The following is a 21,046-nucleotide window of genomic DNA, read 5'->3' on the forward strand; positions in this document are numbered from 1 at the left end:
GAATTTTGATAATTACGGCGTCCGGCTGGCGCGGAGACGGCGGCAGTCTCCTCCTCTCACTCCTCACTTCTTCTCACTGCCCAGACCCTCCCACACCTACTCTCCTACTCTCACTTCTCACGCAATTCCCTCCTACGGTCCCCGCTCTCTCCGGGCACACCGATCCCACCGCACTCGTTTCGCTTCAGTTGTCGTCGCATTGTTTCGGGAGTGGTCGCATTGCTTCGACTGTCGTCGCATCACGCGGGCTGCAGTCGCACCGCTCCGGCCGTAGTCGCAGGTTACTTACCTGCTGGAGCGGCTAGTACGGGTAATGAGTACCGACGCCGACGAGGTGAACGAGGACCGTCGGAAGTACGAGTTCCGAAAGGTCATCGAGGAACTCAAAGACTACGAGGGTTCCGGCACGCAGCTCGTCACGATTTACATTCCCCCCGACAAGCAGATCTCCGACGTCGTCGCCCACGTCACCCAGGAGCACTCGGAGGCGTCCAACATCAAGTCTAAACAGACGCGGACGAACGTCCAGGACGCGCTGACGTCGATCAAGGATCGACTGCGCTACTACGACACCTTCCCGCCGGACAACGGCATCGTCCTCTTCTCCGGCGCGGTCAACTCCGGCGGCGGGCAGACCGATATGGTGACGCGCGCACTGGATAGCCCGCCGGAGCCGATCCAGTCGTTCCGCTATCACTGCGATTCGGATTTCCTCACCGAGCCGTTAGAGGATATGCTGACGGACAAGGGCCTGTTCGGCCTGGTCGTCCTCGACCGACGCGAAGCGAACGTCGGCTGGCTGAAGGGCAAGCGCGTCGAGCCGGTCAAGTCCGCGTCGTCGCTCGTCCCGGGCAAGCAGCGGAAAGGTGGTCAGTCGGCCCAGCGGTTCGCCCGCCTCCGACTCGAGGCGATCGACAACTTCTACCAGGAGGTCGCCGGGATGGCCAACGACCTGTTCGTCCCGAAGCGCCACGAGATGGACGGCGTCCTCGTGGGCGGCCCCTCGCCGACGAAAGACGAGTTCCTCGACGGCGACTACCTCCACCACGAGGTCGGCGACCTCGTCGTCGGGAAGTTCGACGTCTCCTACACCGACGAGTCCGGGTTGCACGATCTCGTCGACGCCGCGCAGGAGGTCCTCGCCGACCAGGAGGTGATGAAGGACAAATCCGAGATGGAGGAGTTCTTCAAGAAGCTTCACACCGGCGAGGAGGCGACCTACGGGTTCGGGCCGACACGACGGAACCTCGTGATGGGATCGGTCGACCGCCTGCTGCTCTCCGAAGATCTCCGCTCGGACGTCGTGATCTACGAGTGTCCGAACGATCACGAGGAGTACGAGGTCGTCGACCGCCGACACGGCGACCCCGGCCACACCTGCAGCGAGTGCGGCGAGGAGGCCGAAAAGATCGACCGCGAGGACGTGATCGAGTACCTGATGGACATCGCCGAACAGCGCGGCACCGAGACCAAGTTCATCTCCACCGACTTCGAGAAGGGCGAACAGCTCTACGACGCCTTCGGCGGCATTGCCGGGATTCTGCGGTACTCGACCGGCGTCTAAGCGGACGACGCATCTCTCTCGGTTGAGGCACCTCCCGCGGTCGATCGGTTCACAACAAGGATTCGAGCTGTCGACGACGACGCGCGATATCGACGTGGGGCGCGAGCGAGTCGTCATCGGCGAGTCGATCCAACGCGAGAAAGACGTCTGTTCCCGCTGCCTCAGCGTAGTCGAGCAGCGACTGGATCGCCGCGCGGTTGAGCGCGATCGAATCGAGGTGCCCGAGGACGAGTACCAGCGCGACCCCGCCGTCACCGTCGGGAACCGCTGTCGGGAGGTCGGCAGTCGAGCGGTCAGTCGCCCCGTGGTCGATGGCCGCGTAGACGCGTAGACAGCGCGGACAACTCCCGACGATGGCGGCCTTCTCGGGCGCGTGCTCGCGGATCTCGCCTGGTACGTTTATGCGAACGAGTGACACTTCGCAGTGCGGACAGTGTGTTTGCATAGTCGGGCTTCGCCGACGAGCACCAAAGACATCTCGGGACCGACGACACGGGCGGTCGGACCGCGGATCGGTACCCCTATTCGCCACGATACCGTAGTCCCGGCCACCAATGGCTTCCGACGCCCGTTCCTCCCCGCTGTCAGGTCCGCGGCGGCACCTCCGCGCGATCGGCGGTTCGCTCGCCGTCGTCCTGCTCGTCGTCCTTCTCGCATCCGTCGCCGTCTCGCTCGGATACCCGCTGTTGGACGCCGCCGGGATCGCCTACGAGAGCGCGCTCGGGTTGGCGCTTCGGAGCACCTTCCAGTTCATCGGCTTCGGCGTCGCGGGCGTGGGCTTTCTCGTCGTGACAAATCAATTGGATCTCGTCCCGGTTCGTCTCCCCACGCGTGGGGATCTGAAGTGGCTCGCGATCGGATTTGCGGCGTTGCTCGGGCTGTACGTCGGCTCGTCGGCGATTCTCAGCGCCTTGGGCGTGCAGGGTGCCGACAGCGTGATCGTCGATCAGGGGAGCGGTCAGCCGGTCTACTTCCTGTATCTGATTCCGGTGACGATCCTGCTCGTCGGTCCGACGGAGGAGTTGATCTTTCGCGGCATCGTGCAGGGGCTGTTCCGTCGCGCGTACGGCCCTCGCGTTGCTATCGCCGCCGCGAGCGCGATCTTCGCCGCCGTGCACATCTCCTCGTACAGCGGCGACGGGCTCTACGTGACGCTCGGGACGATTCTCGTCCTCGGCGGAACGCTCGGCGTCGTCTACGAAAAGAGCGAGAACCTCGTCGTTCCGGCGGTCGTCCACGGCCTGTTTAACACCGCTCAGTTCGCCGTCGTCTACGCGTCGACGACGGGGCTGCTCGGGTGAATGAGGCTGGTGAGTTGAACGGGAGCGGTGACTCGAACGCAAGTGTCGGCTGCGTGGGACGGTCGACTCGACCGTGCGCATCGGCTGCGCGGTCGATTCTGTGTTGTTCCTCCCGCCGAGCAGTGCGCCGGTGGGTAATGGCGCACTGCTCGGCGGTTCGCGGTTATGCCGGGTTCTTTCGCGCTAACTCCGTCCCGCAGATCGGGCAGCGGTCGCGGTGTTCGTCGAACTCGCGGCCGCAGCCCTGACACTGGAACGTCCACTCGCGCTTCTCGGAGATCCCCTCGCGCGCGATGATCTTCACGTCGATGTCGACGTGCTCGGCGACGTTCTGCATCGCGTAGTCGTCGGTGACGAGGACCGCGTCGAGTTCGAACGCCGCCGCCAACAGCCTGACGTCGGTTTCCGAGAGCGTCTCCGCGTCTCCCGTCTCCCGCGCCGCGCGCTGGATCTTCTCGACGGTACCCGCCGCGGGGATGTGGACGTGCATTCCGGCCCCTTCGTCGGCGTCGTAGCGGTACGACGCCTCGCCCTCTAGTTCCTCGCGGACCATCGGAATGGACGCAATATCGTCTGTGGTGTGGTACTCGTGAATGAACGCCGAAGAATCAAGAACCTGCATCGGACGGTGCCTAATTATGGTTGGACGACGATGTAGTCTCTGACGTCCTGTACGTGCGAGACGGGGATTCGAATGATCTGCTCGTTTTCGTCGGTGTCCGTCTCGAATCCGAGTTGATTCGGGTTCGTCTCCTCGTAGGGGGAGACGAGCAGGTCGCCGATGGCGCCAGTTTTGACGTTGATTTCGACGTTGTACAGCTCGCCGAGTTGGGCACCGTTCGACCCCATCACGCCCTTCCCGGAGAGATCCTCAGCGAGTTCGTCTGGCATACCCCACGGTACTGCGTACTGTTACATAAACGCCACGGGGCGAGAGCCGCGCTCATCCAGCTTTCGTTAGCACCGCCCTGCAGACCGGGCGGACAGCCGCCTCTCTCACCCGCTGACCGTAATCCGCGCGACCGGCGTCGTCCGCTGATGACGATGGACTTAACTACAGTCCAGCAGTGATTTACGGTAAGGAATTTCTCCGGGCTGATTCTCTATGTCTGACACCGACGCCGACGCCGACTCGACAGCCGCACCGAACGCGTTACGGACGCCGATCGTCGCCGTTCTCGGCCACGTCGACCACGGCAAGACGACGCTGCTCGATACGATCCGCGGCTCCGCCGTGAGCGAGGGTGAGGCGGGCGCGATCACCCAGCACATCGGCGCAACGGCCGTCCCGTTAGAGACGGTTTCGGAGATGGCCGGAGACCTGGTCGATCCCACCGATTTCGACCTCCCCGGACTGCTGTTCATCGACACCCCCGGGCACCACTCGTTCACGACGCTTCGGTCCCGGGGCGGGGCGCTGGCGGACATCGCGGTCGTCGTCGTCGACGTCAACGACGGGTTCCAGCCGCAGACGATCGAGGCGCTCGAAATCCTCCAGCGGACGGGCACGCCGTTCGTCGTCGCCGCGAACAAAATCGACACGACTCCGGGATGGAATCCCCAGGAGGGAATGCCGATTCAGGTGACCTACGAGAAGCAGTCACAGAACGCCCGGAGTCGACTCGACGAGAACCTCTATCAGATCATCGGCGATCTATCTGACGAGGGCTTCTCGGCCGATCTGTACTGGCGCGTCCAGAACTTCACGAAGAACGTCGGCGTCGTGCCGCTCTCGGCGATCACGAGCGAGGGCGTTCCGGACCTGCTCGCCGTGCTGATGGGGCTCTCCCAGCGGTATATGAAAGAGCAGATGGCCGTCGACGTCACCGGCCCCGGCGCGGGGACGGTGCTGGAAGTCAAAGACGAGCGCGGCTTCGGCGCGACCGTCGACGTCGTCCTCTACGACGGGAGCGTCCGCGCGGAAGACAAAATCGTCGTCGGCGGCATCGACGGACCGATCGTGACCGAGGTACGGGCGCTCCTCCAACCGCGTCCGAACGCCGAAATCCGGGTCGAAAAGCGCTTCGACAAGGTCGAGGAGGTGCGCGCCGCGTCGGGGATCAAAATCGCCGCGCCGGAACTCGACGACGCGATGGCGGGCGCGCCGATCCGCGTCGTCCGCGACCGCGAGTTGAACGAGGTGATCGAAGAGGTCGAGTCCGAGCTCGCGGAGATCCAGGTCTCCACGGAGGAGGAGGGCGTCGTCGTCAAGGCCGACACGCTCGGGAGCTTAGAGGCGATGGCGAACGCACTCCGAGAGGCCGAGGTGCCGATCCTCCGCGCGGAGGTCGGCGACATCGCCCCCCGCGACATCGCCGTGGCGTCGACCGCCAACGAGGACAAGCACCGCGTTATCCTCGGGTTCAACGTCGAGGTGCTCTCGAACGCCGAGCGCGAACTCGACGAGAGCGACGTGAAGCTGTTCGACGACGACGTCATTTACCAACTGATCGAGGAGTACGAGGGATACGTCGACGAGATCGAACGCGCCCAGCAGGAGACGGTGCTGGACAAGATCGTCCGCCCGTGTCGCTTCCGGATCCTCGAAGACCACGTCTTCCGGCAGTCCGACCCGGCGGTCGTCGGCGTCGAGGTGCTCTCGGGGACGATCAAGAACAACCAGAACGTCGTGAAGTGGGACGGCAACGAGGCGACCCGCGTCGGCCAACTCTCGGGCATCCAAGAGCAGGGCGAGGATGTCTCCGAAGCCCGCGCGGGAGTGCGCGTCTCCGTCGCCATCGACGGGCCCACAGTGGGTCGTCAGATCGACGAGGGCGACGAACTGTGGATCGAACTCCCCGAGAAACACGCGAAGATCCTCGAACAGGAACTCTCCGACGACATCCCGGCCGACGAACTGGAGGCGCTGACGAGCTATCTCGACAAGCATCGAAAGCGCGATCCGTTTTGGGGGAAGTAAGGCGCCGCCGATACGGTGTTGATTATCTCGACGAGCGGCCGGTTATGAAAACAACCCCGTAAGTTATCAGTATATGATACTGTTCGTCTGTGTTCGCGAATCAGATCATCGACTCGGCTTCGAGCGAACACTTCCCGTCTTCCGGGGTAAGTTTTACAACCGGAAATCGAGTACAGTAGAACGGAGCTGAGCCCCTATGAGACGAACAGCGCCGACGACAACATTCGGGAACGATACCGTATCGCGCTACGACCTCCTTCTCGCCGCGCTCCCGATCCCGCTTCTCTTGGGCATCGGTAGCGGCGTCGCGACCGATATGCCGGTCGCACTGGGCGTCAGCGTCGGCGGGATTCCGTCGGCGCTGCTGCTCGGGTACGGGTTGTTCGTCGACGCGCCGACGGCCGAGCGCGGGTTAGCAAAACGTCGTGGATCCGCGTAACTGAACCAGAACGATCGAGACCAGTCCGAAAGCGACGTTATCGTGCAGTCGGCGTGAGTCCGTCGCCGACGGTGTTCATCACTTGGAGTGCCGCCGAGGCGGCGAGTCCGCGGGCGACCTCGTCGCGGTCCTCGTCGGAGAGCCCCGTTTCGAGGTCGTCCTCGTCGGGGCTGAATCCCGCGCTGACCGGGTGACCGGCGGGCGGTCGGACGGCGACCGTCGCCTGCGGGCCGTTCGCGCCGTAGGAGAGTTCTGAACCGACGGCGTAGCCCTCAGGGAGGTATCCCTGCGTCCGAGTGACGATGCCCGCGACGGCGGTTCGAAGCCTGCGTACCTGTGCGGCCGAGAGGTCGACGTCCTCGGGACGGCCCGCGTCGACAACGCCGGGAGCGCCCGCGTACGGGTTGTTTCCATTCATTTGGTGGTGCTCTCGGAGATAGGGGGACACCGGGTATAAAACCGTCGGCGACATCAAAAACCGTCGATAGTGCGTAAACTCGGTGTCGCGCCCGAATCGAGAACTTCAGAAGATCGGCTCGCTCTCGCCGTAGACCGCGAGCGTCACCGCTGTCGTGTACCCCTCGCCGTCGGCCTCGGCCGTGGTGACGACGACCGCCTCATCGGAGAACTCCCATTCGCGGAGGTCGCGACCGGCGTCGAGTCCGACCTCGACGCTTCGACGGACGGCTTCGGGGTCCTCGCCCGACGATTCGTAGAACAGGCCCGGTCCGGGGCCCGTCGTCCACCCGAGTCCGGCCGAGACGGTGCCGACGCCGCCGGTCGTCGCCCGGGCTTCGACCACCGTGAGGCGGTTTCCGGCCGGACCGAGACCCGGAGCAGTGCCGACGTCCTCGACCGTCGCATCGCCGGGAATCACCGACGAGACCGGAACGAGATTGTAGTTGTGAACGTTCGCGTCGGCGAGGGCGGCGTCGTAGGAGGCCATCTTCGTGGGTGCGTCGCCCACGCCGCGAACGACTCGGATCGTGTGCATACCGGACAACAGAGGCGCGAAGGATAAGCGGTTACGGATCGGCGCCGTCAGGTGTGGTGCCCGATCGGTGCCATCCGGTTCGGTTACGGACCAGTGCGTTCCGAGGTGGTTACGGACCAGTGCGTTCCGAGGTGGTTACGGACCAGTGCGTTCCGACCCGGTCCGATCCGAAGCCGGACCAATCGGGGGCTGTCGATCCCCCGACTGACGCCGCGTCTAGTACTGATACGTCGTCGGCCCGGGAATCGTCGTCTGTTCGTCGGCGTCCTCGATCTTGTCGTAGGCGTCGTCGAAGTCGCGCCGCAGGATCTTCGTGCGGCCGTCGCGGATCGCGAACATTCCCGCCTCGGTGGCCAACGAGGCGATTTCCGCGCCGGAGTAGTCCTCCAGCGCCGTCGCCAACTCGGCGAAGTCGATGTCGTCGTCGACGTTCATATCGCGCGTGTGGATCTCGAGGATGTGCTCGCGACCCGCCTCGTCGGGCTTGGGAACTTCGATGAGTCGGTCGAAGCGACCCGGCCGGAGGATCGCCTCATCGAGCATATCGAAGCGGTTCGTGGCGGCGATGATGCGGATGTCGCCGCGGTCGTCGAAGCCGTCCATCTCGGACAGCAGTTGCATCATCGTCCGCTGGACCTCCGCGTCACCCGACGTTTTCGAGTCCGTCCGCTTCGAGGCGACGGCGTCGATCTCGTCGATGAAGATGACAGCCGGTTCGCGGTCGGCGGCGAGGTTGAAGAGGTCGCGGACGAGTCGGGAGCCCTCGCCGATGAACTTCCGTACCAGCTCGGACCCGGCCATTTTGATGAACGTCGCGTCGGTCTCGTTGGCGACGGCCTTCGCGAGCATCGTCTTTCCCGTTCCGGGCGGGCCGTGCAGCAGGACGCCCGACGGCGGCTGGATCCCGACCTTTTCGAACAGTTCGGGATTCGCGAGCGGATCCTCGACGGCCTCGCGGACCTCCCGGACCTGATCGTCGATGCCGCCGATGTCGTCGTAGGTGACCTGCGGCGACGCGTCTATCTCCATCGCCTGCGCGCGGGAGTCGGTCTCGTCGGTCAAGCGCCGCTGGATGGCGAAGGAGTCGTTGATCGCAACTCGGTCGCCCGCCTGCAGTTCCGCGTCGAGGTGCGGCGATGCCTCGGTGAGGACTTCCTGGTTGTTGCCGTGCTGTTTGATCACGATACCGTCGTCGGTCAGTTCTTCGACGGTCGCGAGATACAGCGAAGACGTCTTCAGCATCTCGTTGCGGCGTTTCAACTGCTCGACCTCCTCTCGCAGCTCCTCCTGTCTCCCGGTCGCCGCCGAGAGCCGATCGTCGAGTTCGTCGTTGACGGTGACGAGTCGCTCGTAGTGTTGGCGTATCGCCGATAATCGCTCGGCGTCGGACATCTCTGGATCTAAGTCCAGACGCGGGCGATCTGGAAGAGAGGGACTCCGTGACATCAGTTGGCCGCTCTTGGGGTCGGTCGTAAATGTGCCTTTGGGTAGCCCCGGTCAATTGTTGGTGTCGAGAATGACCGTCGAGAATGGCTGTCACGACCGTGGCTGCCGTCTCCGAAACCGGTTTATTCACTCCGGCCGGTTCGCTCGCCCTGATACGACCCCTCGTACACGTCGTCGTGGTCGGCCTCCGCCAGGACGAGCTGGGCGACCCTGGCTCCGCGTTCGAGTCGGACCGGGTGGTGCACCTGCAACAAGCCCTCGCCTTTGCCTTCGTATCCGGCGTCCCACACGGCCGTGTTGAGCATACAGGAGTTCCGCATCAGCGTCGACCGCGGGTAGAGGAAGCCGACGTGGCCCTCGGGAATCGCGATGGTCTCAGCGTACTGGAGGATGTAGCCGCCGGGATCGAGGCTGAAGCGGCCGTCGTCGGCGTCGATTGATACGCGTTCGCCGACGTGCTTTCCCTCGACGGAGATTCGCCCGGGTTCGACCTGTTCGAGAACGTCGCCCAGGGTGAGATCGACGCCGTTCGGCTGTACCTGCTCGCCGTCGACGGGGTCGACGCGCGTTGCGACGAAGGATCCGGCGCGGAACATATCGGAACGGCCGTCCCGCGTGCGCAAAGTGGTATCGTTCTCGTCTACGAGTGCGGATTGAGCCCTCAGTGCGCGTTGCTCTCGTCGCAATCTCACCACGCGTCCGGCACCGATTGCCGTCCGCTGTGTTACTATTTACCAGTCGAAAACCGCGAGACGGAAACGGTGTCTGTTCGTATCGAATTAGGTCAAACTATGTGTATAAGGGACATACCTCCGACCTCAAACACGCGGGATTTATAATCGTAGACGGCCGATCCACGGACGTTATGGGACAGACGCTCACGGAACAGATTCTCGACGATCACCTCGTCGAGGGCGAACTCGAACCCGGAGAGGAAATCGGGATCGAGATCGATCAGGTGCTGGCACAGGACACGACCGGAACGATGGTGTGGCTCCAGTTCGAGGCGCTGGAACTGGACGAAGTGCAGACCGAACTGGCGGCGCAGTACTGCGACCACCAGACGTACCAGTTCGACTTTAAGAACACCGACGACCACCGCTTCCTGCGCTCCGCCGCGGGTACCTACGGCGCGTACTTCTCCCGACCGGGCAACGGCATTTGCCACAACGTCCACAAGGAGAACTTCGCCGCGCCCGGGAAGACGCTGCTCGGCTCGGACTCGCACACCCCGACGCCCGGCGGCCTCGGTCAGCTCGCGATCGGTGCCGGTGGACTGGATATCTCCGTCGCGATGGGCGGCGGCGCGTACTACGTCGAGATGCCCGAAGTCGTCAACGTTCGCCTCGAAGGCGAGCTTCCCGAGTGGTCCAGCGCGAAGGACGTCATCCTCGAGATGCTCCGACGGCTCTCCGTGAAGGGCGGCGTCGGCAAGGTCTTCGAGTACACCGGCCCCGGCGTCGAGACGCTCTCCGTACCGGAGCGGACGACGATCACCAATATGGGCACGGAACTCGGCGCGACCTCCTCGATCTTCCCGACCGACGCGAAGACGGAGGACTACCTCGCGCGACAGGGTCGCGAAGACGAGTACGTCGAACTCTCGCCCGACGAGGACGCCGAGTACGCCGACGAGATCGTCATCGATCTCTCCGAGATCGAACCGCTCGTGGCGATGCCGTCGATGCCCGACAAGGTCGTCCCCGTCCGCGAGGTCGCGGGCGAATCCGTCGAGCAGGTGATGGTCGGTTCCTGTACGAACGGCGGCTACGAGGACATCCTCCCGGCGGCGAAGATGCTGAAGGGCCGTGAGATCAATATGAAGACCGAGATGATCGTCGCACCCGGCTCGAAGCAGGCCTCGGAGATCCTCGCCCGTCAGGGCTGGACCGCCGAGATGATGGCCGCAGGCGTCAACTTCTCTGAGGCGACGTGCGGTGCCTGTATCGGCATCGGTCACGTGCCGTCTTCGGACTCCGTCTCCGTGCGGACGTTCAACCGCAACTTCGAGGGCCGCTCGGGTATCGAGGACGACTCCGTCTTCCTCTCCTCGCCGGAGGTCGCCGCCGCCGCGGCGATCAAGGGCGAACTCATCGATCCCCGGGATCTCGCTGAGGAACTCGGCGACCTCGAAGCCCCCGGCGTCGAACTCCCCGAAAAGTACGACGGCTCGAAGACCGACATCATCGAGCCCGAGGAGGCCGTCGACGACGGGCTCGTCAAGGGCCCGAACATCGGCTCCGCGCCGATCGGCGAGCCGCTGGAGTCAGACATCCAGGGTGAAGTGCTCCTGAAGATGCAAGACAACATCACGACGGACCACATCATCCCCGCGACGTCGGACATCCTCAAGTACCGCTCGAACATCGAGAAGCTCTCGGAGTTCACGCTCTCGCGCGTCGACGACACGTTCGCACAACGTGCGCTCGATTCCCCCGGCGGCGTCCTCGTCGCTGGCGAGAACTACGGCCAGGGCTCCTCGCGCGAACACGCGGCGATGTGCCCGCAGTTCCTCGGCATCGAGGCCGTCCTCGCGCAGTCGTTCGCCCGCATCCACAAGGCGAACCTGTTCAACTTCGGGATCGTCCCACTGGCGATCGACGAGGACACCTACGCGAAGATCGAGCAGGGCGACGACGTCGAGATCGTCACCGACGTCGCCGAGGCCGTCGCCTCCGGCGAGACCGAGTTCACCATCCGCGTGAACGACGACTGGGAGGCCACCGCCGAACTCGACGCCTCCGAGCGCGAGCGCGGCATCCTCAAAGCCGGTGGTAAGCTTCGTCTCACGAAGGAGCAGTACGCCAACGAGGGCAGCAGCGGCGCGACCCCCGCCGACGACTGATACGGATCGTCGTAGCTGTTCGACTCGCTATCTCTATTCTTTCCAGATCGCTGCCGAGCGGCAGCGTCCGGCAGGTGCCAGCGGACGTTTCGCGGTCAGAGCCAGCGGACTTTTGACGCTCACCGTCGAACGGTCCCTCGTGAGCGACTCGTACGGCGACGAGCGGTCCCAGCGCGGTGAACCGCCGCCGGACGCACCGACCGGAACCGCGTCCGAAATCACCGTTCGCCCCGCCGACCGTGCGGATTTACTCGACGTCCTCCGGATCGAGCGGACAGCCTTCTCCGAGCCGTGGCCCTACGCCGCGTTCGAGTCGGTGCTCGACGCACCGGCGTTCCTGGTCGCCGTCGGCGACGGCGTCGACGGCCCGGGGACGGTCCTCGGATACGTCGTCGGCGACGTGATGCCGAACCACGGCCGCGACATCGGTCACATCAAGGACCTCGCCGTGCGGCCGAACGCGCGGCGGAAGGGAATCGGTCGACGACTCCTCCGCGAGGCGCTCTTCGGGCTCGCCCTCGCCGGTGCGGCGGTCGTGAAACTCGAAGTGCGGGAAGGCAACCAGACCGCCCGCTCGCTGTACCGCGAGGAGGGGTTCGAGCCGACGAGGCGCGTGCCGCGGTACTACGGCGACGGTGAGGACGCGCTGATTCTCGTCGTCGACGTCGACGCGTGGCGCTCGGAGGCGTGACGTTCGCGAGCGTCTCCGGGCTCAGTCGAGACTCGGAACCACACGCACTTGTACGGCCGCGACGTACCCGCGGCTATGGGATTCGCCTGTCCCGTCTGTGAGAGTCCCCAGCAGGACGCGACGCACCTCGCGAACCACCTCGCGTTCACCGCGATGGTCCACGGCGACGAACACGAGGCGTGGCTCGACGAACACGTCCTCGACTGGGCGGCCAACGGCGAGGCGGAACTCGCCCCCAAAGTGGCTGATATGGCCGACGAAGCCGACTACGAACAGGTCTTCGAGGACACCGTACACGGACACGGCAGCCACAGCCAACACGGCCACGACGGACACCGCCAACAGCACGACCACGCGGATGTCGGGGGATCCGGCGGTATCGACCCCGATATGACCGCGGCTGCCGGGAGCGGCGCGCTCGACGAGGAGACGAGGGCGATACTGGAGGAGGCGCGGTCGATGACCGCCGAAATGCTCGACCGAGACTCCGAGGGAGAGAGCGCTCAGGACCCCGAGGCTGACGTCACACAGGACCGCGAACCGCCCGAGAGCGACAGTCACGACTGAGGCGGGTGGCAGCTAGCGAACAGTCGGCACGTCCATCGGATCGCCGTGGTTCGCGACCCGCTCCCGCGCCGACGTGCCGAACAACCGCGGAACGGCGCGGGACCGTTGCTACGTCACGGGGCATCTGGTCCCGTGATCACTCATAAAATATCGTCGACGAGAGACCGAAAGCGTTTGTTCGTGAATCCCGGAGCCACACGTATGGAATCCGAGGGAACGCTGTCGCCGGAGTCGGTCGCGGAGGCGCGGGCGGCGTTCGAGGCCGCCGGGCCGACGGCGCGGGAGGTCGTCCGCGAGACGGCGAAGGCGATGGAGTTCGACCGCGAGGAGTACCGCGAACGGGTGACGAGCGATGTCGTCGAACGGGCGCGAAACGTGCTGTTCGCCGATCGGCTCGCCGTTTCGATCGGCACGGTGGACGAATTCGAGACGTGGCTCGACGAACACCCCGCCTACGACGTGGTACGACTCGGCAGCGACGAGGTAGCGCGCGTCGTCTGGCACGCGGCTCCGTTCGCCGAGACGGTCGTCGCCGCGACGTACCAACACGAGCGCGAGGCCGCGGTTGGAACGCTCCGCCGCCAGGCGTTCGGACGCATCTACCGCCCGCGCTTCGAGGACGCGACGGACGATTCGATGACGGAAGCGGATGATTCGGTGACAGAAGGGGATGGTTCGGCGGAAGCGGACGATTCGACGGCGGAATGAGCAGGCGAGGAATCAGGCACTGCGGTCGAGGAGTGACCACGATTAAGCCGACGCCTGCTGCACTGTTTACTATGATCGACGACGGACACAGACACGAGCCGCTTTCGGAACCAGAGTGGCCCGTTCACGAGTCAGCGACCGAGTACGAGACCGGTTGGTACACCGGCGGCTACGACCTCGTCGAGCAGCCGAACGGGTCCACGAAGCGCTACTACTGGGCGGAACTCGCCACGGCGGTCGTCGTCGTCGCCGTCGAGGACGACTCGCTGGTGTTCGTCGAGCAGTACCGGCCGACGATCCGCGAGACGCAGTTGGAACTCCCGGCGGGAATCGTAGAACGCGGCGAATCATACACGGCGGCCGCGACGCGTGAGCTCCGCGAGGAGACCGGATTCGCGGCCGATACGACGGCACTCCTCCAAGAGCTGTGGTGTTCGACCGGCGTCCTCCGGCACCGCCGCGGGTTCGTTTTCGCGACGGATCTCACGCCCGTCGAACGCGACCTCGACGAGAACGAGTTCCTCTCGGTTCGGTCGGTACCGGTCGAAGAGGCGATCGACGTCGCGCGGGGGCAACCGACGAACGACGCCACGCTCGAAGGTGTATTGCTGGCGCGCGAGGAGGGCCTGCTGTGATCTCCGCCCCTCGCCGCCGACTGCGCGCCGCTGAACGTCAGCGTTAACCGACGCAAGCGTCTCTCTCAGCTATGTTCGAAGATCGCCCGGACCGTGAGGAGGTCGTCCTCGTCGGCCGGTCGAACGTCGGGAAGTCGACGCTGATGAGAGAGCTGACCGGCCACTCGAAGTTCACGACGGGGAAGAAGCCCGGCGTGACGCGGTCGCCGAACCACTTCGACTGGAACGCCGAGAAGTTCATGTTCACCGATCTCCCCGGATTCGGCTTTATGTCCGGCGTCGACGAGACGCACCGCGAGCAGATCAAGACCGACATCGTCCGGTACATCGAATCGAACGCCGACGACATCCTCGCGGCGGTGTTGGTCGTCGACGGCAAGAGCGTCATCGACATCATCGATCGGCACTCCGGCCCCGACGAGATCCCTCACGACGTCGAGCTGTTTCACTTCCTCTGGGAGCTGGACGTCCCGACGATCGTCGCCGTCAACAAGATGGACAAGGTGGACGACCGCGACGAGCGCCTCGACGAGCTGTGCGATCGACTGGGCCTCCACCCGCCGTGGAAGCAGTGGCGCGAGACGATCGCGCCGATCAGCGCGAAACGCGGCGACATCGGCGCGTTGAACGAGGCGTTGCAGACGCGGTTTCACGACCACAAGCGCGACGACCTGCTGAAGTTCGTCACCTGAGCTGTGCGCTCTCTCGCGTCAGTGAGGCGTGACATCACAGCGGCTCGCGGTCTCCTCTCGAACGACACCATCGCGTCGAGTAGTAACGGTGGCTCGGTGAGAATCTGTCATCACAAGGGGCTGAGTGGGGGTAACCCTCGTCATCGCCACCGAGTTCGTATCGGCACGCGGGCGTGAAGTATCCCTCGTTTGCTCGGCTCCACTTACTGCCGTGTAACTGCCTCCCGCCGAGTGGTCGTCCCACGCCGCATTCGCCGGGTGGCCGGCGGCTCCGACTACCGGAGACGGTTTCCAGCACCTGACGGCTTTTTGTGTCGTGCGCACGGTCCTCCACGCGATGGAACTGTTCGCCGTCCCCGACCTCCCCGAAGTGCGGCCGGGGCACGACCTGGCCGCGCTGATCCGCGAGCGCGTCGACCTCCGCCCCGACGACGTCGTCTGCGTCGCGTCAACAGTCGTCTCGAAGGCGGAAGGCCGCGCCGCCGACCGATTGGATTTCTCCCCCGGGCCGCGGGCGAGAGAGTTGGTCGCGGCTCTCGAAGCGGAAACGGGCGAGGAGACGCCGCCGTGGTTCGTCCAGGCCGTCCTCGAAGAGAGCGTCGAGATACTCCTCGAAACGCCGTTCCTGCTCACGGAGACCCGGTTCGGACACATTGGGGTTAACGCGGGGATCGACCGTTCGAACGCCTCCGACGCCGACCTCCTCTTACTTCCGAAGCGTCCTTCGGAGAGCGCGGCCCGAATTCGCGAGGGGCTTCCCGCCGACCGCGTGATCGTCACCGACACGTGCGGGCGGCCGTTCCGCCACGGCCAGCGCGGCGTCGCCATCGGCTGGGACGGGCTCTCGCCCGGCCGAGACTGGCGCGGCGAGACGGACAGGGACGGACGCGAACTCGGCGTCACCGTCGAGAGCGTCGCGGACGAACTCGCGGCGGCGGCGAACCTCCTCGCAGGCGAGGGCGACGGCGGGACGCCCGTCGTCGTCGTCCGCGACTTCGAGTGGGGCGACCACGGAGAGAGCGACGCGCACTTCCGCGAAGTCGAAACCGACGTCGTGCGGCGTGCGCTCCGCGCGTGGTCCAAGGAGTGAAAAAGCGGCGCGGTACGGGGAACTGCCTTTACCGGGACGGCCGACCGGGAGACGAATCCGGCGCGCTCGCGCCGAGCCCGGTCAGTTGGTTCACCAGCGCGCCCAGCGCGAGATAGCCGAAGAACGCGACCGCGGCGGTCGTCAACGCGCCCCCGACGAGGAAGGAGAGTGCGGTGATCGGATCGACGCCGAGGAGCACGTCGAAGAGGAATATCTGGACGAGCCCGACGATACTCGTGAGCAGTTCCGCGACGAAGTCGATGACCGTGACCATACCCGTCGTTGGGCACCATCGTATATGTGTGTGCGGGAATCGGCTGCTTCCCGGCGATGCGGAACGTCGGCAGCTCCTCGTGGATGCGGCGTTGGCCTCTGTCCGGCGATGCGGAAAGTCGCCACGGCTAAGCCGCTTCCGCCACTGGTGGGGTGTATGAGTCGGGATCGTTCGCTGGACGAGTTCGCTGGAACTGTCGACGGGGATCCCGGAGACGACGTCCAGTCCGACATAGATGTCGAGGGCGACGCACAAGCCACGGACGGCACACGGACCAACGTCGACACGCAGACCGACGACGTCGACCCGGCGGCGACGACGTACCAGTGGGACCCCGACGGCGTCGAGTGTGCCGAGTGCGGGCAGACCGTCGATCGCCGCTGGTCGCAGGACGGCGGGCACGTCTGTGCGGACTGCAAAGACTGGTAACGAAACCCGCGTCGCGCCCGGTGTGCGCGAATCCGTCTCGCCCGATTTCCGACGTTCCCCTCAGTCCATTCGCGTGCCACGCCGACCGAACCCACGGACGAGCGCTGCCTCGTCGACGGTGAGCACCGTCGGCCGACCGTGCGGGCACGCGTAGGGGTTCTCGCACGCGCCGAGTCGTTCGACGAGCGCGGCGGCTTTCCCGTCGTCGAGTTCGTCGCCCGCCTTCAGCGACGGGTGACACGCGAGATCCTTCAGAATCTTCTCACGGCCGTGCTCCGGCGACGTCTCGCGGCGGAGCGCGTCGACGGCGTCGCGGACGCTCTCGGGTGCCGCGGCGCGTCCCATCGGCGCGGGGACGCTCCTGACGCGCACGGTCGTCTCGCCGAACGAGTCGATCTCGTAGCCCAGCGCGTCGAGGTCGCTCATCGCCGATTGAACGACCGAGAACTGCGCTGGCGTCAGTTCGACGCTCTCTGGCGGGTCGATCGGAGCGGTCGGAACCGATCCGTCGACCGCCTCGCGGAGCCGTTCGTAGTTCACCCGCTCGTGCGCCGCGTGTTGGTCGACGACCAGCAGGTCGTCTTCGAACTCACAAAGGAGATACAGCCCGCGGAACTGTCCGATCACGCGCACGTCGTCGAACGCGGATTCGGCCTCCGAAAGCGGTTCGAGCGAATCGCCGAGATCCATCGAGAGCGCCTCGGCCCGGCGGCGGTCCGCCGTCGACGGCGACGAAGACGTGCTCGCGGCGAGCGCGGGTGATCGAGGGTTGGACCAGCGTCCCCTCAACGTCGACTTCGGCGGGCGAACCGCCGGGTCCCGTTTCGATGTCCCGGGTCGCCTCGAAGCGGATCGTCCGCGCGGCGACTTGGCGGTCGTACACGCCGAGCAGCGCGTCGTCGTAACCGCCGGTCCCGGGCGTCGAGAACACCTCGCTGCCGTCGTGTGTGAGCGAGAACGATACGTCCGGGCGCACGAGCGCGTATCGGGACACGGCGTCGCTCACGCGGGCGAACTCCGTCCGCGCGGTTCCCAGCGACTCCCGCCGTGCGGGGGTGTCGGCGAACAGGTGACGAACGGTGACTGTCGTTCCGCGAGCGCGTCCCGCGGGTTCGATTCGGCTCGCCTCCGGTCCCTCGGCGACGACGCGCGTCCCTCGCGGCCCGCCGTCGTTCGTCAGGAGTTCCACGGTCGCGACCGTCGCGATGCTCCCGAGCGCTTCGCCGCGAAAGCCGAGCGTCCCGACGGCCGAAATCGATGCTCCGGGTTCGAGCTTACTCGTCGTGTGTCGTTCGACCGCGAGTTCGGTGTCGGCGCGGCTCATCCCGCGGCCGTCGTCGCTGACGCGGACGCGATCGGTACCGTCGCCCGCGACCTCGATCTCGATCCGAGTCGCGCCCGCGTCGAGGGAGTTTTCGATCAGTTCGACGACGACGTCTGCGGGGCGGGTGACGACCTCTCCGGCGGCGACGCTCGCAATCGTCGCCTCGTCGAGTCGGTGGACGCTGGCGGTTGCGCGGTCCGATTCCGAAGCGGGATCACTCATCCAGTCTGCGTCGTAGGTCCTCCAGCGTGTTGAGCGCTTCGAGCGGCGTCGTCCGCGCGACATCGACCTCACGGAGCGCGTCGAGCACGGCCCGCTCGTCGTCGGTCAGCGGATCGGACGCCGTCGTGCCGTCGGAACCTTCGTCTTTGAGGTCGTCGGAATTGTCGCCGTCGTCGAGACCGTCGACGTACGCCGCGAGCGTATCGTTCCGCTCGTCGACCGTCGGCGATCCGTCGGTGTCGGCGTGCTCCGTCGGCGACGCCCGCAGGTACTCTCGCGCCCGCTCGACGACGCGGTCGGGAACGCCCGCGAGTTGCGCGACCTCGACCCCGTAGGACGACGAGGAGGCTCCCTCGGCGACGCGGTGCAGAAACGTCACGTCCGCGTCGCGCGCTGGCGCTTCCCGGTGCGTCCCGTCGCTGTCGGCGTCGCTCGACTTACTCACCGTGAAGTGGAGGTTGAACGCGTTCGGCAGCGAGGCCGCCAGATCGGTCAGATCGTGGTAGTGCGTCGCAAAGAGTGTCGTCGCGCCGACCTCGTCGTGAACGAACTCCGTGGTCGCCCGCGCGATGGCGAGACCGTCCGCGGTGGAGGTGCCGCGGCCGACCTCGTCCAGCAGCACCAGCGACTCGTCGGTGGCGTCGTGGAGGATCTCCGTCAACTCCGTCATCTCGCGCATGAACGTCGACTGGCCGCCCGCGATGTCGTCGGACGCGCCGACGCGCGTGAAGATGCTGTCGAGCACGGGCAGTTCGGCGGCCCTCGCCGGGACGAAGCTCCCGGCCTGCGCGAGCAGGCTCACGAGCGCGACCTGTCGCATGTACGTGGACTTCCCGCTCATATTCGGACCGGTGATGACGGCGACGTGGCCCCCCGAGAAGTCGATCCCGTTCGGGACGAACTCCGCTTGGGTCCGCTCAACGACGGGGTGTCGACCGTCCTCGATACTGAGCCGCTCCGCGCCCATCTCGGGGCGGACGTACCGGTGACTCGCGGCGACGGCGGCGAACGAGGTGAGGACGTCGAGGCGGGCCAGCGCAGCCGCGAGCGACTGAATCCGGTCGGTTTCGGCGGCGACCCGCGCGCGGACGTCGCAGAAGATCTCGTATTCCAGCGAATCGGCGCGCTCGGTGGCGGAGAGGATCTCGTCTTCGCGGCGCTTTAGTTCCGGAATGTAAAACCGCTCGGCGTTCTTCAGCGTCTGCCGCCGCGTGTACTCGTCGGGCACGCGGTCGAGGTTCGGATTCGTCACCTCGATGTAGTACCCGTGGACCTGGTTGTACCCCACCTCCAACGAGTCGATACCGGTCCGCTCGCGCTCGCGCGCCTCCAGCGACGAGACCCACTCGCGGCCCTCGCGCTCGGTCTCTCTGACCGCGTCGAGCTCGTCGTCGAAGCCCGCGCGGACGACGCCGCCCTCGGTGATCTCCTGCGGCGGGTCCGAGACGATCGCCCGCTCGATCAGTTCGCGGACGTCGGCGAGTTCGTCTAAGGAGTCGCGAAGCTCTCGGAGGGGTTCGGAATCGACGTCGGAGAGCGCGTCGATCACGTCCGGGACCACGGCGAGCGTCGTCTGCAGCGAGCGGAGGTCGCGGGCGTTCGCGCGCTCGCGGGCGACCCGCGCTGCGAGCCGTTCAAGGTCGTACACCTGCGCGAGGTGGTCCGCGAGCGTCTCTCTGCACAGCGGGCGATCGAGCAGTTCCTCGACGGCGTCGTGTCGTCGCTCGATCCGCTCTCGATCGACGAGCGGGCGTCGGAGCCACGCTTCGAGCTTCCGGCGGCCGAGCGCGCAGGCGGTCCGATCGACCGCCCCGAGGAGGGTCTCGCCGCGGCCGGGGTGCCGCGAGTCGAACAGCTCCAGGCTCCGCATCGCCGCGGCGTCGAGTCGAAGCGACTGCCGGAGGTCGTACCGGCGAACGCGGGAGACGTACGAGAGCGCGCCGTCGTCGCCCTGTGTGTACTCCGCGTACGAGAGGAGCGCGCCGACCGCGCGGCGCTCGCTCGCCGAATCGAGGACGGCTTTCGGCTCGGCGACGTACCGCGAGAGCGTCCGCTCGCTTCGCTCAATCTCGAACGTCGCGGACTCGTGATCGGTCACCATCGTCTCGAAGCCGAGCGCCGCGGCGTCGACGTCGGTGCCGGGACCGACGAGTAGCTCCGCTGGTGCGAGCCGTTCTAACTCGTCGCGGATCCGATCGTCGGACGCGCTCGTCACCTGACACTCGCCCGTCGAGACGTCGAGCGTCGCGAGCGCGGCGTCGACATCCGCGTTGTCGTCCCTGCCAGCCTCCGGTCGATCTCCGTCGCTGCCGACGAGCGCGCCGAGGTACGTCGCGCTCGCGCGGTCGAGCAGTTCGTCGTCGACGACGGTTCCGGGCGTGACGACGCTCGTCACCGCGCGGTCGACCAGCCCCGACGCCTCCTCGGCCTCTTCGACCTGATCGGCGATCGCCACGCGGAAGTCGGCGTCGAGCAGCGATTGGAGGTACGAGGCGGCGTTATCGATCGGAATGCCCGCCATCGGATAGGTCCCCGTCGAATCCTCGCGTTGGGTCAGCGTCACCTCGCAGACCCGCGCGACCGTTTCGGCGGCCTCGCAGAAGGCCTCATAGAAGTCGCCGACCTGAAAGAGCACGACCGCGTCGGGGTGATTCTCGCATAGATCGAGGTACTGCGAGAGCATCGGCGTGAGTTCCTCCCGGCGCGCGAGCATCTTTTCCGGTGGCCCCTCGGGCCGAAGATCCGTCTCGGCGTCCGCATCGGGCGTGGACGCGTCGCCGTCGCGCGCGTTCGGCTCCTCGTCCGCGTCTGACTTCGCCCGTTCCATACCTACCGGAGGGCCGTCGAAGACCAAAAGCGGCGGGGGAACGCGACGGGTAGTGTTTAGTTTGGAGCATTGAGCCAG

General features: G+C 65.9%; 21 protein-coding genes and 1 pseudogene. 12 read left to right on the forward strand and 10 right to left on the reverse strand.

Annotation, left to right across the window (positions count from 1 at the left end):
- Window positions 1-313 precede the first annotated feature (313 nt).
- Window positions 314-1,564 (forward strand): peptide chain release factor aRF-1, encoded by a 1,251-nt coding sequence (gene prf1, locus FJT57_RS11385; protein WP_144905257.1) that lies wholly within the window; start codon window positions 314-316, stop codon window positions 1,562-1,564.
- 49 nt (window positions 1,565-1,613) lie between these two features.
- Here prf1 and FJT57_RS11390 read toward each other — a convergent pair whose 3' ends face one another.
- Window positions 1,614-2,009, reverse strand: coding sequence for a DUF6276 family protein (locus FJT57_RS11390; protein WP_144905260.1), 396 nt, complete (start codon window positions 2,007-2,009; stop codon window positions 1,614-1,616).
- 109 nt (window positions 2,010-2,118) lie between these two features.
- Here FJT57_RS11390 and FJT57_RS11395 point away from each other — a divergent pair, with 109 nt between their 5' ends.
- Entirely contained in the window at window positions 2,119-2,865 is a 747-nt protein-coding gene (locus FJT57_RS11395) for a CPBP family intramembrane glutamic endopeptidase (RefSeq protein ID WP_144905262.1), read from the forward strand.
- A 163-nt stretch (window positions 2,866-3,028) separates the two neighbouring features.
- On the opposite strand, the gene FJT57_RS11400 is transcribed toward FJT57_RS11395, so the two are convergent.
- Window positions 3,029-3,487, reverse strand: coding sequence for an NOB1 family endonuclease (locus FJT57_RS11400; protein WP_144905264.1), 459 nt, complete (start codon window positions 3,485-3,487; stop codon window positions 3,029-3,031).
- 14 nt (window positions 3,488-3,501) lie between these two features.
- A complete protein-coding gene (locus FJT57_RS11405; RefSeq protein ID WP_144905266.1) occupies window positions 3,502-3,756 on the reverse strand; it encodes a PRC-barrel domain-containing protein in 255 nt (84 codons plus the stop codon).
- A gap of 214 nt (window positions 3,757-3,970) precedes the next feature.
- On the opposite strand from FJT57_RS11405, the gene infB reads away from it, so the two are divergent.
- Both infB and FJT57_RS11415 read left to right on the forward strand, forming a co-directional pair.
- Window positions 3,971-5,785, forward strand: a complete 1,815-nt coding sequence (gene infB / locus FJT57_RS11410; RefSeq protein WP_144905268.1) for a translation initiation factor IF-2 — start codon at window positions 3,971-3,973, stop codon at window positions 5,783-5,785.
- 196 nt (window positions 5,786-5,981) lie between these two features.
- A complete protein-coding gene (locus FJT57_RS11415) occupies window positions 5,982-6,224 on the forward strand; it encodes a hypothetical protein (RefSeq protein WP_144905270.1) in 243 nt (80 codons plus the stop codon).
- A gap of 37 nt (window positions 6,225-6,261) precedes the next feature.
- On the opposite strand, the gene FJT57_RS11420 is transcribed toward FJT57_RS11415, so the two are convergent.
- The 4 genes from FJT57_RS11420 to FJT57_RS11435 form a co-directional block, all read right to left on the reverse strand.
- A complete protein-coding gene (locus FJT57_RS11420; RefSeq protein ID WP_144905272.1) occupies window positions 6,262-6,642 on the reverse strand; it encodes a DUF5811 family protein in 381 nt (126 codons plus the stop codon).
- A 105-nt stretch (window positions 6,643-6,747) separates the two neighbouring features.
- Complete coding sequence (locus tag FJT57_RS11425; protein ID WP_144905274.1) at window positions 6,748-7,218, reverse strand: pyruvoyl-dependent arginine decarboxylase; 471 nt, start codon at window positions 7,216-7,218, stop codon at window positions 6,748-6,750.
- Between the two features lie 216 nt (window positions 7,219-7,434).
- Window positions 7,435-8,664 carry a proteasome-activating nucleotidase Pan2 gene (pan2, locus tag FJT57_RS11430; protein WP_144905276.1) on the reverse strand — a complete coding sequence of 410 codons (1,230 nt, stop codon included), beginning with the start codon at window positions 8,662-8,664 and terminating at the stop codon, window positions 7,435-7,437.
- Between the two features lie 122 nt (window positions 8,665-8,786).
- Window positions 8,787-9,287 carry a deoxyuridine 5'-triphosphate nucleotidohydrolase gene (locus tag FJT57_RS11435; RefSeq protein ID WP_275264663.1) on the reverse strand — a complete coding sequence of 167 codons (501 nt, stop codon included), beginning with the start codon at window positions 9,285-9,287 and terminating at the stop codon, window positions 8,787-8,789.
- A gap of 242 nt (window positions 9,288-9,529) precedes the next feature.
- Here FJT57_RS11435 and FJT57_RS11440 point away from each other — a divergent pair, with 242 nt between their 5' ends.
- From FJT57_RS11440 to FJT57_RS11470, 7 genes are all read left to right on the forward strand, one after another.
- Entirely contained in the window at window positions 9,530-11,509 is a 1,980-nt protein-coding gene (locus tag FJT57_RS11440; protein WP_144905280.1) for an aconitate hydratase, read from the forward strand.
- 217 nt (window positions 11,510-11,726) lie between these two features.
- Window positions 11,727-12,200 (forward strand): GNAT family N-acetyltransferase, encoded by a 474-nt coding sequence (locus tag FJT57_RS11445; protein ID WP_238993977.1) that lies wholly within the window; start codon window positions 11,727-11,729, stop codon window positions 12,198-12,200.
- A gap of 75 nt (window positions 12,201-12,275) precedes the next feature.
- Complete coding sequence (locus tag FJT57_RS11450) at window positions 12,276-12,767, forward strand: DUF5810 domain-containing protein (RefSeq protein WP_203229155.1); 492 nt, start codon at window positions 12,276-12,278, stop codon at window positions 12,765-12,767.
- A gap of 201 nt (window positions 12,768-12,968) precedes the next feature.
- The gene (locus tag FJT57_RS11455; protein WP_144905283.1) at window positions 12,969-13,475 is read left to right on the forward strand and encodes a DUF5809 family protein; all 507 of its coding nucleotides are present in this window, start codon (window positions 12,969-12,971) and stop codon (window positions 13,473-13,475) included.
- A 71-nt stretch (window positions 13,476-13,546) separates the two neighbouring features.
- Complete coding sequence (locus FJT57_RS11460; protein WP_144905285.1) at window positions 13,547-14,110, forward strand: NUDIX hydrolase; 564 nt, start codon at window positions 13,547-13,549, stop codon at window positions 14,108-14,110.
- Window positions 14,111-14,181: 71 nt separating this feature from the next.
- Window positions 14,182-14,802 (forward strand): GTP-binding protein EngB, encoded by a 621-nt coding sequence (gene engB, locus FJT57_RS11465; RefSeq protein WP_144905287.1) that lies wholly within the window; start codon window positions 14,182-14,184, stop codon window positions 14,800-14,802.
- 337 nt (window positions 14,803-15,139) lie between these two features.
- Entirely contained in the window at window positions 15,140-15,892 is a 753-nt protein-coding gene (locus FJT57_RS11470) for a coenzyme F420-0:L-glutamate ligase (protein ID WP_144905289.1), read from the forward strand.
- Window positions 15,893-15,920: 28 nt separating this feature from the next.
- On the opposite strand, the gene FJT57_RS11475 is transcribed toward FJT57_RS11470, so the two are convergent.
- Window positions 15,921-16,166, reverse strand: coding sequence for a hypothetical protein (locus FJT57_RS11475; protein WP_144905292.1), 246 nt, complete (start codon window positions 16,164-16,166; stop codon window positions 15,921-15,923).
- A gap of 156 nt (window positions 16,167-16,322) precedes the next feature.
- Here FJT57_RS11475 and FJT57_RS11480 point away from each other — a divergent pair, with 156 nt between their 5' ends.
- A complete protein-coding gene (locus FJT57_RS11480; RefSeq protein ID WP_144905294.1) occupies window positions 16,323-16,595 on the forward strand; it encodes a DUF7573 domain-containing protein in 273 nt (90 codons plus the stop codon).
- A 60-nt stretch (window positions 16,596-16,655) separates the two neighbouring features.
- On the opposite strand, the pseudogene mutL reads toward FJT57_RS11480, so the two are convergent.
- Window positions 16,656-18,141, reverse strand: a pseudogene (gene mutL / locus FJT57_RS11485) (DNA mismatch repair endonuclease MutL).
- Complete coding sequence (gene mutS / locus FJT57_RS11490; protein ID WP_238993978.1) at window positions 18,134-20,854, reverse strand: DNA mismatch repair protein MutS; 2,721 nt, start codon at window positions 20,852-20,854, stop codon at window positions 18,134-18,136. Before mutS ends, mutL begins: the two are co-directional and overlap by 8 nt.
- Window positions 20,855-21,046 lie beyond the last annotated feature (192 nt).

It is taken from the genome of Halobellus captivus (assembly GCF_007655485.1).
Classification (GTDB): Archaea; Halobacteriota; Halobacteria; order Halobacteriales; family Haloferacaceae; genus Haloquadratum; species Haloquadratum captivum.

Coding starts and splice junctions, on each gene's coding strand:
- FJT57_RS11455 (WP_144905283.1), top strand. CDS start 12,969: ATGGAATCCGAGGGAACGCTGTCGCCGGAGTCGGTCGCGGAGGCGCGG.
- engB (WP_144905287.1), top strand. CDS start 14,182: ATGTTCGAAGATCGCCCGGACCGTGAGGAGGTCGTCCTCGTCGGCCGG.
- infB (WP_144905268.1), top strand. CDS start 3,971: ATGTCTGACACCGACGCCGACGCCGACTCGACAGCCGCACCGAACGCG.
- FJT57_RS11450 (WP_203229155.1), top strand. CDS start 12,276: ATGGGATTCGCCTGTCCCGTCTGTGAGAGTCCCCAGCAGGACGCGACG.
- FJT57_RS11390 (WP_144905260.1), bottom strand. CDS start 2,009: ATGCAAACACACTGTCCGCACTGCGAAGTGTCACTCGTTCGCATAAAC.
- FJT57_RS11420 (WP_144905272.1), bottom strand. CDS start 6,642: ATGAATGGAAACAACCCGTACGCGGGCGCTCCCGGCGTTGTCGACGCG.
- FJT57_RS11475 (WP_144905292.1), bottom strand. CDS start 16,166: ATGGTCACGGTCATCGACTTCGTCGCGGAACTGCTCACGAGTATCGTC.
- FJT57_RS11440 (WP_144905280.1), top strand. CDS start 9,530: ATGGGACAGACGCTCACGGAACAGATTCTCGACGATCACCTCGTCGAG.
- FJT57_RS11480 (WP_144905294.1), top strand. CDS start 16,323: ATGAGTCGGGATCGTTCGCTGGACGAGTTCGCTGGAACTGTCGACGGG.
- FJT57_RS11425 (WP_144905274.1), bottom strand. CDS start 7,218: ATGCACACGATCCGAGTCGTTCGCGGCGTGGGCGACGCACCCACGAAG.
- FJT57_RS11470 (WP_144905289.1), top strand. CDS start 15,140: ATGGAACTGTTCGCCGTCCCCGACCTCCCCGAAGTGCGGCCGGGGCAC.
- mutS (WP_238993978.1), bottom strand. CDS start 20,854: ATGCTCGCGCGCCGGGAGGAACTCACGCCGATGCTCTCGCAGTACCTC.
- FJT57_RS11460 (WP_144905285.1), top strand. CDS start 13,547: ATGATCGACGACGGACACAGACACGAGCCGCTTTCGGAACCAGAGTGG.
- prf1 (WP_144905257.1), top strand. CDS start 314: ATGAGTACCGACGCCGACGAGGTGAACGAGGACCGTCGGAAGTACGAG.
- FJT57_RS11405 (WP_144905266.1), bottom strand. CDS start 3,756: ATGCCAGACGAACTCGCTGAGGATCTCTCCGGGAAGGGCGTGATGGGG.
- pan2 (WP_144905276.1), bottom strand. CDS start 8,664: ATGTCACGGAGTCCCTCTCTTCCAGATCGCCCGCGTCTGGACTTAGAT.
- FJT57_RS11395 (WP_144905262.1), top strand. CDS start 2,119: ATGGCTTCCGACGCCCGTTCCTCCCCGCTGTCAGGTCCGCGGCGGCAC.
- FJT57_RS11415 (WP_144905270.1), top strand. CDS start 5,982: ATGAGACGAACAGCGCCGACGACAACATTCGGGAACGATACCGTATCG.
- FJT57_RS11400 (WP_144905264.1), bottom strand. CDS start 3,487: ATGCAGGTTCTTGATTCTTCGGCGTTCATTCACGAGTACCACACCACA.